General features: G+C 64.0%; 11 protein-coding genes. 6 read left to right on the top strand and 5 right to left on the bottom strand.

All coding sequences use genetic code 11. The annotated features are described in order from the left end of the window. Nucleotides 1–23: 23 nt before the first annotated feature. On the bottom strand, nt 24–950 hold the full coding sequence (gene cpaB / locus FFS37_RS10930) for a Flp pilus assembly protein CpaB (protein WP_232375624.1): 927 nt from the start codon (nt 948–950) through the stop codon (nt 24–26). A 237-nt stretch (nt 951–1,187) separates the two neighbouring features. Between cpaB and parE the strand changes: the two genes are divergently transcribed. Further along, nucleotides 1,188–3,245 (top strand): DNA topoisomerase IV subunit B, encoded by a 2,058-nt coding sequence (gene parE, locus FFS37_RS10925; protein WP_137930960.1) that lies wholly within the window; start codon nt 1,188–1,190, stop codon nt 3,243–3,245. 157 nt (nt 3,246–3,402) lie between these two features. After that, complete coding sequence (locus FFS37_RS10920) at nt 3,403–5,472, top strand: FUSC family protein (protein ID WP_137930959.1); 2,070 nt, start codon at nt 3,403–3,405, stop codon at nt 5,470–5,472. A gap of 59 nt (nt 5,473–5,531) precedes the next feature. Here FFS37_RS10920 and FFS37_RS10915 read toward each other — a convergent pair whose 3' ends face one another. Further along, on the bottom strand, nt 5,532–6,656 hold the full coding sequence (locus FFS37_RS10915) for a DUF2336 domain-containing protein (RefSeq protein WP_137930958.1): 1,125 nt from the start codon (nt 6,654–6,656) through the stop codon (nt 5,532–5,534). A 154-nt stretch (nt 6,657–6,810) separates the two neighbouring features. On the opposite strand from FFS37_RS10915, the gene FFS37_RS10910 reads away from it, so the two are divergent. Together FFS37_RS10910 and FFS37_RS10905 are read left to right on the top strand one after the other, a co-directional pair. Further along, on the top strand, nt 6,811–7,263 hold the full coding sequence (locus tag FFS37_RS10910) for a MaoC family dehydratase (protein WP_137930957.1): 453 nt from the start codon (nt 6,811–6,813) through the stop codon (nt 7,261–7,263). Then, a complete protein-coding gene (locus tag FFS37_RS10905) occupies nt 7,263–8,144 on the top strand; it encodes an HpcH/HpaI aldolase/citrate lyase family protein (protein WP_137930956.1) in 882 nt (293 codons plus the stop codon). Before FFS37_RS10910 ends, FFS37_RS10905 begins: the two co-directional genes overlap by 1 nt. On the opposite strand, the gene FFS37_RS10900 is transcribed toward FFS37_RS10905, so the two are convergent. Beyond that, nucleotides 8,145–8,819, bottom strand: a complete 675-nt coding sequence (locus tag FFS37_RS10900) for a methyltransferase family protein (protein ID WP_137930955.1) — start codon at nt 8,817–8,819, stop codon at nt 8,145–8,147. A 141-nt stretch (nt 8,820–8,960) separates the two neighbouring features. Here FFS37_RS10900 and FFS37_RS10895 point away from each other — a divergent pair, with 141 nt between their 5' ends. Continuing rightward, nucleotides 8,961–9,674: a TetR/AcrR family transcriptional regulator gene (locus tag FFS37_RS10895; RefSeq protein ID WP_137930954.1), complete on the top strand. Its 714-nt coding sequence runs from the start codon at nt 8,961–8,963 to the stop codon at nt 9,672–9,674. Nucleotides 9,675–9,686: 12 nt separating this feature from the next. Here FFS37_RS10895 and FFS37_RS10890 read toward each other — a convergent pair whose 3' ends face one another. Both FFS37_RS10890 and FFS37_RS10885 read right to left on the bottom strand, forming a co-directional pair. Then, nucleotides 9,687–10,295 (bottom strand): flavin reductase family protein, encoded by a 609-nt coding sequence (locus tag FFS37_RS10890; protein ID WP_137930953.1) that lies wholly within the window; start codon nt 10,293–10,295, stop codon nt 9,687–9,689. Then, nucleotides 10,296–10,880: a nitroreductase family protein gene (locus tag FFS37_RS10885; RefSeq protein ID WP_137930952.1), complete on the bottom strand. Its 585-nt coding sequence runs from the start codon at nt 10,878–10,880 to the stop codon at nt 10,296–10,298. Nucleotides 10,881–11,034: 154 nt separating this feature from the next. On the opposite strand from FFS37_RS10885, the gene FFS37_RS10880 reads away from it, so the two are divergent. Beyond that, on the top strand, nt 11,035–11,997 hold the full coding sequence (locus FFS37_RS10880) for a hypothetical protein (RefSeq protein ID WP_137930951.1): 963 nt from the start codon (nt 11,035–11,037) through the stop codon (nt 11,995–11,997). Nucleotides 11,998–12,104 lie beyond the last annotated feature (107 nt).

Genomic DNA, 12,104 nt, shown 5'->3' with positions numbered 1-12,104 from the left:
GTCCCGCCCGGTCCCCACCGGCATTACTTCTGGTCCCGTGCTGGAACCTGGTATTCCTCGGCCTGCGTGCCGCGCGTCACGATGACCGTCTTCAATTTCGGCTTCTCCGGTCCCTTGGCGATCGCATCGAACAGCGAGCCGGCCGCGGCCTGGGCCTTGGACGCCACCGATCCGCCGAAGGAGGAGATGGTGGTAACGCCGTCCTTGCCGTCGCCGCCTTCGCCAGCCGAACGAAGCGACAGCGACAAGGTGCCGACGGTCCGGGCCAGCGCCACTTTCTGCGCGCCTTCGGTGGTCACCTCGATGGTCACGGAATTAGCGATCTGCGGCGTGGTCTGACGCACATCGGCGCCTTGCCCGACGGTCAGGACCCTCGCGTCGGCGACGACGATCTCGGAGGTGATGGTCGACCCGGCGGCCCCTTGGGCGTTCTTCGCCACTTCCTGGATGTCGCCGGCATCGCGCGTCAGCATGACATCGACCCGGTCACCCGGCGTGACGAAGCCGCCGACACCGGCGATCTCGTCGGTGCGGATGGTGACCGCCCGCATTCCGGGAGAAAGCATGTTGGAAAGCGTCGCGCGACCGTTCGGGCCCGACAGCTTGGTCAGCAACACCGGTTCGTTGACATCGATCGGCGACAGCACCACGCGGCTGCCTTCGCCAAGCAAGGCGTCGACAGTGGCAAAGGCGCCCTGCGGCAGGGAATCCTGCGGCCAGGGAATTTCGCTGAGCTTGGCGCGGTCGAGCTCCATGCCGTAACGCAACGGTGCGCTCGCCACGACAATGGTCTTGAACTCGACCTTGGGTGGCGCCGGAGCGGCTATCGACGCCGTCTTCTCCTCGCCGTCGGCCCTTGCCTGGCTCTTAACCCAGAAGTCCGCGGCAAAGATCGAGATCGCGCCGAAAACGGCGGCGATGCCGATCATCGTTATGGCCTTGCCCCTCACGCCGAAACCCCTGATGCCCGCAGTTTCTTGTTATGTGAGGCTCACGCTAGGCTGCTTTGTTAAAGAAACAGGAATCCCAGGCAGCGGCCACCGACCTATTTCCGCCCGCTTGGTTATCGAATGGTTTTAGGATAAGAGGGGCCAAATCCCCGAACGTAACAGGAACCTCCGTCGCTTGGCGCTGAAAAGCGTGGCAGTATCGGTGGGTGATTCGCAGCACCGGACCCTATGGCAGGCATGGACGACAACAACGATCTCTTCGGCAACATGGACAAGCAGCCGCAGCCTGTTCGTCCACCCGCACGTCCTGCCGATCCGCTTGTCCAGGCGGCGGCCAAGCGCCCCGCCGCGAGCCGCGACGGCTCGGAAGGCTACAGCGCCGCCGATATCGAGGTGCTGGAAGGCCTGGAGCCGGTGCGCCGGCGGCCGGGCATGTATATTGGCGGCACCGACGACAAGGCGATGCACCATCTGTTCGCCGAGGTCATCGACAATTCGATGGACGAGGCTGTCGCCGGCCACGCCACCTTCATCGATGTCGAGCTGTCGGCCGACGGTTTCCTGACCGTCACCGACAATGGCCGAGGCATTCCGGTCGATCCGCATCCGAAATTCAAGAAGCCAGCGCTCGAAGTGATCATGACGACGCTGCATTCGGGCGGCAAATTCGATTCCAAGGTCTATGAGACGTCGGGCGGCCTGCACGGTGTCGGCGTCTCCGTGGTCAACGCGTTGTCCGACCATCTCGAAGTCGAAGTGGCGCGTGGCCGCCAGCTCTACCGCCAGCGTTTTTCGCGTGGCATCCCGGTGAGCGGCCTGGAGCATCTCGGCGAGGTCCACAACCGCCGCGGCACTAGGACCCGATTCCATCCCGATGAGCAGATTTTCGGCAAGGGTGCGGCCTTCGAGCCGGCACGACTCTACCGCATGACGCGTTCGAAGGCCTATCTGTTCGGTGGCGTCGAAATCCGCTGGACCTGCGATCCCTTGCTGATCAAGGACAAGGACCCGACGCCAGCCAAGGCCGAATTCCATTTCCCGGGCGGCCTCAAGGATTATCTGAAAGCCACGCTGGGCGACGAGTTCCAGGTGACGCGCGAGGTCTTCGCCGGCAAAAGCGACAAGCAGGGCGGCCATGGCTCGCTCGAATGGGCGGTGACCTGGTTCGGCGGCGACGGCTTCATCAATTCCTACTGCAACACCATTCCGACCGGCGAAGGCGGCACGCATGAGGCCGGGTTCCGCAACGTGCTGACGCGCGGCCTGCGCGCCTATGCCGAACTGGTGGGCAACAAGCGCGCCTCGATCGTCACTTCGGAAGACGTGATGATCTCGGCCGCCGGCATGCTGTCGGTGTTCATCCGTGAACCGGAATTCGTCGGCCAGACCAAGGACAGGCTGGCGACCATCGAGGCGATGCGCATCGTCGAGACCGCGATTCGCGATCCGTTCGACCACTGGCTGGCCGATAATCCGCAAGAGGCTTCGAAGCTGCTCGAATGGGTTATTGCCCGCGCCGACGAGCGCGTGCGCCGACGCCAGGAAAAGGAAGTGTCGCGCAAGAGCGCGGTGCGCAAGCTGCGCCTGCCAGGGAAGCTGGCCGACTGCACGCAGAATGCCGCGGCCGGCGCCGAACTCTTCATCGTCGAGGGCGACTCGGCCGGTGGCTCGGCCAAGCAGGCACGCGACCGGGCAAGCCAGGCGGTGCTGCCGCTGCGCGGCAAGATCCTCAACGTCGCCAGCGCCGGCAACGACAAGCTGGCCGCCAACCAGCAGATTTCGGACCTGATCCAGGCGCTGGGCTGCGGCACGCGCTCCAAGTACCGCGACGAGGACCTTCGCTACGACCGCGTGATCATCATGACCGACGCCGACGTAGACGGCGCCCACATCGCCTCGCTGCTGATAACCTTCTTCTACCAGGAGATGCCGGGGCTCGTCCGTGGCGGTCATCTCTACATGGCGGTGCCGCCGCTCTATTCCCTCCGGCAGGGCGGCAAGGTCGGCTATGCCCGCGACGATGCGCATAAGGACGAACTGCTGCGCACCGAGTTCACCGGGCGCGGCAAGGTCGAGATCGGCCGCTTCAAGGGCCTGGGCGAAATGATGGCCTCGCAGCTCAAGGAGACCACCATGGATCCGAGGAAGCGCACATTGCTCAGGGTCGATGTGATCGACGCCGAAGCCGCGACCAAGGACGCGGTCGACGCACTGATGGGCACCAAGCCGGAAGCCCGCTTCCGCTTCATCCAGGAACGCGCTGAATTCGCCGCGGCCGAAGTGTTGGATATCTAGAGCCGTTCAGCGCTGAACGGCTCTAATTCTTTGTTTTTACGCAATTCCCAAGGGGAAGCACTACGCGCTTCTCCCAGGAAAACCGTTTCACACTTTTCCTGGAATTGCTTTAGCCGCCGGCCAGTATAGCTTGCGCTTCTGATATGGAGACCAGCATGTGACCTGGGCGCGGCTGAAAGCCCATTTCGACACCAGCCTGGCCGGACTGACGCAACCGACGCGCTCGGACTGGGTTTTTGCCCTGCGCACCGTTTCGGCAGGCCTGATCGCACTGCTGGTTGCCTACGCGCTGAAGCTCGACCATCCGCAATGGGCGATGATGACGGTGTTCATCGTCGCCCAGCCCGTTGCCGGCATGGTGCTGGCGAAAGGCTTCTACCGGCTGCTCGGCACGCTTGCCGGCGGTGTCGCCGCGATCGCAATCACCACGGCGTTCGGCACTAACCCCTGGGTCCTAGTAACAGTGCTTGCCGTATGGATCGGCATCTGCACCTTCGTCTCCTCCCTGTTGCGCAATCCGGAAGCCTATGGCGCCGCCCTTGCCGGCTATACCGCGATGATCATCGGCCTGCCTGCCTTCGGGCAACCCCATCTGGTCGTCGACCTCGCGGTCGCGCGCTGCGCCGAGATCGTGCTCGGCATAGTCTGCGCCGGGCTGACCAGCCGGCTGATCCTGCCCAAGCTCGCCAGCGACGCCATCATCTCACGGCTGAAACGCTGCATCATGGATCTCGCCACCTATGCGGGCGGTGCGTTCTCCGGCGGCGATCGGGCAACGCTCATCGGCCTGCACCGGAAGCTTGTCGCCGACACCCAGACGCTTGGCGAGATGCGCGCCTATGCCCGGCTAGAGGCGCCAAGCTTCGCACCGCGTTCCCATCCGGTGAGGCGCACCATCGGACAGCTTCTTTCCGCCCTGTCGGCGGCGCGCGCGCTGTATTCGCATGCCGCCCCAAAGAACGCCGCGCTCATTCCGGTGCGCAGCGAATTGCACACACTTGTCGGTGAACTGGCGACCAAACCGGGCGCATTGGACGACACCGCGCCCTGGGTGGCGCGACTCGATGCGATTTCGGCCAAGGCCAGGCAATTGCCCGATGCCGAGGTCGACCAGGGCGACGACAGGGTCGGCACCATCACCCGCCTGACCATCGCCGCCGACTTCGCGGAGGCGCTGAAACAGGTGCTGCGCGGGCTCGATGCCTTGCGTGCGCCGGTCACAAGCCGCCCCGGCCCCGGGAGCCGGCAGCCGGCGCTGGTGGTGCACCGCGATTATCCCGGCGCCGCGCGCAACGCCATTCGCGCCGCGCTTGCCACGCTGCTGGTCGCCGCCTTCTGGTTGACCACCAAATGGTCGGAAGCGGCCGGCACCGTCATTCTCGTTGCCGTCGTGTCGAGTCTGTTCGCCGCGCGCCCCGACCCCGTGCAGGTCTCCTGGGGGTTCTTCAAGGGAACTTTGCTCGCCCTGCCCTTTGCCTTTCTCGTCGGCCAGGTCGCGCTTCCTGCCCTGCCCGGCTTTGGCTGGTTCACGCTCTTCGTCGTGCCCATCATGGTGCCGGCGGCCCTCGCCATGGCCAATCCGCGTTACGTCGGCGTGGCAACGGCCTTCGCCATCAATTTCCTCGCCTTCCTCAGCCCGCATCAGGCGATGACGTATGATCCCGGGCCGTTCCTCGCCGGCTCCGCATCCATCCTGGTCGGGATATTGCTGGCGATCGGCGTGTTCATCGTCGTGTTGCCGGCCGACCCCTGGCTTGCGGCCAACCGCATCGTTCGCGCCATGCGCGAGGACCTCGCGCGGCTTTGCCTGCACGAGCGGGTGCCTCGGCGTTCGGCCTTCGAGAGCCTTGCCTATGACCGCATCAACCAGTTGATGCCGCTGGTGCAGAATTCGGGCCGGACGGGCGAAGCCGTTCTGGGCGGCGGCGTCGCCGCCGCCACGGTGGGCCTGGAGATCCTGCGATTGCGCGGTGCCAGCCAGAACCATGCCATCCCGAGCGAAACCGCGCTTTCGATCGCCAACTTCCTGAGAGGGCTGGCGCGCGAACTGCTCTTCCGTGCGCCTGGCGATCCGCAGACATCGACGATCGCGGTCGCCCGGCAGTACGCGGCTGGTATCGCCGAGCGAGACGCCACCGGCGACATGCTGCAGATCGCGGCATCGCTGCGCATCATCGCCGCCGCGATGGAGGATTTTCCGGACTTCTTTGCCAGGGATAAAGGCTAGGCCTTTGTTTTTACGCAATTCCGGACGGAAAACCGTTTCACACTTTTCCTGGAATTGCTCTAAGCGGCGGCGATCGCCAGCGCATGGCCGCGCGCATTCTCGCGCAGCGCATCGAGATGGATCGACTTGACCAGCGTGGCGAGGTCGCCCTCGGCGGCTTGCCCACCCAATTCCTTCAGCATCAGCCAGCTCACTTCCTGGACACCGGCGACACGCTTGCCATTGGCCACCTCGCGCCAGATTTTCAGCGCCCGCAGGATCACCGGATGCGTGGCGGCAGCCAGGCCCGCATTGCGAAACAGCGCCTGCAGGGCCACGTCGTGCCCGCCGGCCAGCAGCGCCCTCACCCGCTGCTCCGATTGCTGGCCGAGCACGACCAGCGTGGAACCGAAGAAATCCACCTTGCCGTGCGCGATGGTGCGAATGAGGAAACTCGCGGTGAGATCGCCGCGCAGCCTGAGATGTTCGATCAGAGCGCTGTGCTCTTCCTGGCGCGTGCCCTCGATCAACGTCACCGAGGCTTTCACACAGGCATCGCGCATGACGCGTTCGGCGCGCGCGGCGCCCATCAGCGCCATGACCAGTGGCGAGGTCTTCAATGTCTCGCCGAGCTTGACCAACAGCATATGACGGCAGTCGGCAGGCAGCCTGACATCCGATATCAACGCCTCTCGAACGAGCGGAAGGTGCCCATGGCGTTCAGCCATGCGGCGAAAACTCAAGGAAGCGATCTCGGCGCCGCTGTTGGCCAGCAATACGGCGCAGGCTTCGGCCTCCCCGATCTCGGCAATCGCGGCCGACAGCGCCATCGAGACAAGGGGACGGTCGGCGATCAGCTTCTGCGTCGCCTTCTGGCTCGCCGCGACGCGGTTGATCAGGTCGGCGTCGGTGAGCAGCGGCGAGCGCGCCAGCACGACACCGGCGACCTCAGGCTGATCGGCGGCAAGCGCACTGATGATCTGCAATGGCGCGTGGTGGCTCATCGAGAGCGCCTCAGCCATCGCGAGGCGCACTTTCGAAGAGGCGTCGTCGAGAAGCAGCGTCAACGCCGCTTCGGCGGCACAGCGATCCTCGAACGGCAATTCGGAATTGACATAGGCCCGGGCCAGCGCATTGGCCGCGGCGGCGCGCTCCGACACCCTGGCCGTGTAGATCCATTTCAGAAAATGCGAAACAACAACCATGCCCGTCTGCTTACGCCCCTTGCCGGAAGGTTTCCGGCCCCGGTGATGACGGTAGGCACAATTGGTTTACGAACAGTCAACCATGTTTATTAACTGGCTTGCGAGCGCCGGATGTACCGCCTATCAACCTGTCCAGCAGTGGAGGAGAGACGAAATGGCCGGCCTATATCTCGAGGAATTCGTCGTTGGTCATGTCTTCCAGCACACGCTGCGCAAGACCGTGACCGAGAGCGACAACATGCTGTTCTCGGTGATGACGCTGAACCCGCAGCCGTTGCACATCGACTTCGACTTCGCCGCCAGGAGCGAGTGGGGCAAGCCGCTGGTCAACTCGCTTTTCACGCTCGGGCTGATGATCGGCATCTCGGTCAACGACATCACGGTCGGCACGACGGTGGCCAATCTCGGCATGAAGGAAACCGTATTCCCGCACCCGCTCTTCCACGGCGACACGGTCCGGGTCGAAACAACGGTTGTCTCGGTGCGTGAGTCCAAATCGAAGCCGGATCGCGGCATCGTCGAGTTCGAGCACCGTGCCTATAACCAGAACGACGTCCTGGTCGCCAAATGCACGAGGCAGGCGATGATGCTGAAGAAGGCGGCCTGATGCGTTCGCTGCTGTTTGTACCCGGCGATTCCGAGCGCAAGCTGGAGAAAGGCTTTGCCGCCGGTGCCGACGTGGTGATCGTCGATCTCGAGGATTCCGTGGCCCCGCAGAACAAGGCAACGGCGCGCGACACCGCCGCGAGTTTCATCCTTGAACACCGGGGCCAGACCAGCTCGTCGATCTATGTCAGGGTCAACGACCTTTCGACCGGGCTGACGGACGATGATCTCGCGGCCCTTGTTGCAGCGAGGCCAGACGGCATCATGCTGCCGAAGTCCAACAGCGGACAGGACGTGCAGCAGCTCGCGGCCAAGCTCAGGGTCCGGGAGGCCGAGAACGGCCTGACCGACGGCGCGATAAGAATCCTGCCGATCATCACCGAAACGCCGGCGGGAGTGCTGGCCGCGGCGACCTATGCAGGCGCGAGCGCACGGCTCATCGGCCTTACCTGGGGCGCGGAAGACCTGTCCGCGGCGATCGGCGCACGCTCTGCCCGCGACGGGCAAGGCCGTTACACCGACGTGTTCCGCCATGCCCGCCTGACGACCATACTTGCGGCCGGTGCCGCCGAGGTCGCGGCGATCGATACGGTGTTTCCGAATTTTCGCGACATTGCGGCCTTTTCCACCGAATGCGCCGAGGCCGAGCGGGACGGATTCACCGGCAAGATGGCGATCCATCCCGACCAGGTGCCCGTCATCAACGCGGCCTTCACGCCCTCACCCGATGCGGTGAGCCAGTCGGCGGCCATCGTCTCGGCATTCCAGGCCGCGGGGAATCCCGGCGTCGTCGGCATCGACGGCAAGATGTACGACCGCCCGCATTTGCGGCTGGCCGAACGGCTGCTCGCGCGTGCAAGGGCGGCAGGAGTTTCCGCCTAACTACCAGACCAGCGGAATCAGGCGGTAACGCACCCGCTCCGCATAGTCACCGTAGCCCCGCAGACCGGCGCGCAGCGCTTTTTCCTCGATGAATGTGCGCATGGCCAACAGAACGACGAACACAACCACCAGGACCAGCCCCCACCAGGAACCAAGCACGAGCGCCGTGCCTACGAAGAAGAGGATGGCGCCCGCATACATGGGATGGCGGACATAGCCATAAGGGCCGCTGGTGATCACGCGCTGTCCGCGATCGTCCTGTATCTTCACGACCGGAGCGGCAAAACTGTTCTCCAGCATCGTCAGATAGCAGATCCAGATTCCGACCAGCAGCACCAGCCCACCAATGACTTGCACCCAGATGGGAACCGCCGACCAGCCGAAACGGAAGTCGAACCCCATGACGACCTGCCAGCCGAGGATGGCGAGCAGCAGTATCGACAGCAGGACTTTGTCGGCCGCCGGCTGATTCTTCTGGATGGGAGGGCTCAATCGCTCCTGCATCAGACCGGGATCGCGACGCGACAGCGCCACGCCCAAGCTCAGGCTGAGCGCCACCATCAGGACCAGATAGGCCCACGCGGCCGGCCAGTGCAGCGTCCCCGCCGGCAGAAAGAGCAGGACGCCCATGAGGCCAAACCAGATGAATGTCTGAAGGATCAATTTCGCGATCATGATCGACCTTCCATGGGTATGCCGCTCCCGATATTGGCTGAAATAGACCACCGGTCTATCATACCGACCAACGGTCTATAACTCAAGCGAGCTCTCGGCCAGACTGGACGAAAGCCGCCATCGCGTGCAGAAGGTTTCGTCATGCCTCGTGTGATCAAGCATCCGGAATTGCGGCGAGAAGAACTTCTGGACCATGCCCAGGCGCTGTTCCTGACGCAGGGCTACGACCGGGCGAGCCTGAATGATGTCATTGCGTCCGCGGGCATCTCCAAGGGCGCCTTTTATCACTATTTTGCCTCCAAGGAGGCTCTGCTGGAGGCGCTGGCCGACCGTTTCGCGAAGCAGGCACTGGCTGGCGTCCAGCACATATCGGACGACCCCGGCCTCGATCCGCTTGGCCGTCTGAACGGCCTGCTCGCACAATCGCGGAGAGCCAAGATCGACACCGCGCCGGAGGCCTGGGCTCTTTTCGAGACGATATTCCGGCCGGAGAATCTGGTGCTTTTCCACCGCATCAACCTGGCGGCGAGCGCATCGTTTTCGCCCTTGCTGGTCAGGATCATCCAGCAAGGAGTCGAAGACGGCACTTTCCGGACCTTCGATCCGGAGGGCGTCGCCGATATCGTCATGCAGTTCGGCATGGCCACGCACGATGTCGTGGCCAAGGCGATCGCCGGCGGCGATGCCGACATGGAGATGGCAATCGAGGCGCTGGAAAGGCGTGTCAGGCTCTACGAGATCGCCCTCGACCGCATACTGGGCCTACCCGATGGCAGCATCCAGATCGGCGAACCCGGCTACATCAGGGCCGTCATGACGGCCCGCCGGAAATCGGGCGCTGGCAAACCGTCGTGACCAGGCCCGGCCTCAGTCCTTGCCCCAGCGAGGCCGGCGCATCGAAAAGACCTCGCCGACGCTGGCATAATCCATGTAGCCGAGACGAGCGACATTGCCGGCCTTGGTGATGTCGAAAAGTCCGTCTTTCAGGAAAGCATCGTCAATATGCACGCCGACCACCTCGCCGGCGACGACGACGGCGCTCGTCGGTGTTCCGTCCAGCCCCTTCGGGCGGAACACTTCCGTCACCCGACATTCCAGCGCCGCAGGCGCAGCCGCCACGCGGGGCGGGCGGACAAGGCGCGAAGGCGCCATGGCGAGATCGGCGTAGGTGAACTCGTTGACGCCACGCGGCGCGTTGACCGAGGTGTAGTTCATCTTTTCCGCGAGATCGCGGCTGACCAGATTGGCGACGAACTCGCCGGTTTCCAGCGCGAAGGACGCGCTGTCCTTCTCGCCTTCCGAGGAGAACCAGACGATGAAGGGGCGCGTCGAAACGGCATTGAAGAACGAGTATGGCGCGATGTTGATCTCACCCGCCTTGTTCAGCGTCGATATCCAGCCGATCGGACGCGGCGCGACGATCGCTTTCGACGGGTCGTGCGGCAGCCCATGCCCCTTGGATGGCTCGTAGAACATTCAGCCGGCCCAGGGCCCGGCATAGTCCGCGTAGAGCTTGGCCGGATCTGGTCTCGGACGCTCCGGCGCCGGCCCGGCGTGGGAGCCGATGTGAATGAACCCGACGACACGTTCCTGCGGCGCCAGCCCCAGGATTGCCCTGCCCTCGGCAACATCGGAGTACCAGTTGCTGATCATGTTGGTGCCATAGCCCAGCGCGTTGGCCGCGATGATCAGGTTCATTGCCGCCATGCCGCCCGACAGGAACATCTCCCATTGCGGAATCTTCGGGCTCTCTTTCGGCACCGACACGACCCCGATGACCAGCGGCGCGCGCGAGAACCGGGCCAGTTCCTGGTTGCGGCGGCCGTCGGGCAGCGGCCCTTCCCGCAGTTCCGCGAGTTCCGCCAGCTTCCTGCCGATCTCGACGCGGACATCGCCGCGATAGATGATGAAGCGCCAGGGTTCGAGCCGGCCATGATCGGGCACCCTTGTTGCGGCCGCGATCATCGTTGCGATATCGGCGTCGCTCGGTGCCGGCTCCTTGAGGTCCGGAATGGGTGCTGAATTTCGGGTCAGCAGGAAGTCGATGATCGGCGACGCCATGGGCGCAAGTCTCCTAGACACTCTGTTTTGAGCTGAAGCGCACCATCGGGAATTCGGGCGGCTCGGGCAAAGGCGCACAGGCGCCAGGCTGAAGAGTCGTGGACCGGACTCTTAAGCCTTGAAATTGCCACCGCCATGGGCTTCAACGCAAGACATGTTTGAGGGGCGCCTGCGTCTTTTCCTGATCTGGCTCTGCGCTGTGCTGGTCATGGCGCCGGCAACCATTGCCCTTGCGCAGGAAAAGGACGGCGTCGGCGACCTGAAGCTGCCCGGTATCTCGAGCTACGCGACGCCGAAAGGCGACACGTCACTGGCCATCGGCGGCGGCGGCGCGATCACGCTCTCCGCGCAGTTGACCGACAAGGGCACCGATATCACCCGCGGTCTCGTCTGGCGCGTCTTCAAGCCGGAAGCAGTCAACGGCAAATTGCCGATGGTGGCCTCGGCCCATGGCGGCACCGCGGTCTTCCAGCTGGAGCCCGGCAGCTACCTGGTCCATGCCTCTTATGGCCGCGCCGGCGCCACAAAGCGTATCACGGTCGGCAAGGACGCCAAGCGCGAAAGCGTGGTGCTTGATGCCGGCGGCCTGAAGCTCGACGCGGTTCTTTCCGGCGGCGTGCGCATTCCGCCCAAGAAGCTGCGCTTTTCGATCTATGACGGCCATGCCGAGCCCAATGGCGACCGCGCGCTGATCATTCCCGATGTCGAGCCCAACAGCGTGGTACGGCTCAACGCCGGCATCTACCACGTCGTCTCCACCTATGGCGCGGTCAACGCCGTGATCCGCTCCGACATCCGTGTCGAGGCCGGCAAGCTGACGGAAGCCACCGTCGAGCATCACGCCGCCGAAATCACGATGAAGCTGGTGCGCGAAACCGGCGGCGAAGCGATCGCCGACACGTCCTGGTCGCTGCTCAACGAATCGGGCGATCCCATCAAGGAGACCGTCGGCGCTTTCGCTTCCATGGTCCTCGCCGAGGGCGACTACACCATCATCGCAAAGAACCGCGACCGCATCTACCAGAAGGATTTCACGGTGGTCGCCGGACAGAACCAGGAAATCGAGGTTCTGGCCACTGAAGCCGCGGCGATGGATCCGGAAGAAGGCGCCGACTAGAGCATGATGCCGAAAAGTGTGAAGCGGTTTTTCGCGGACAAACGTTTCCGTTTGTCCAGGCATCGTGCTCGATCTCTTTGACTTAGAGCGATGATCGGCGGCGGCGA

The organism is Mesorhizobium comanense (assembly GCF_005503535.1).
GTDB classification, from domain to species: Bacteria; Pseudomonadota; Alphaproteobacteria; order Rhizobiales; family Rhizobiaceae; genus Mesorhizobium; species Mesorhizobium comanense.
Note: the sequence above shows the minus strand (reverse complement) of the source record. Positions and strands in the feature narration are given on the sequence as shown.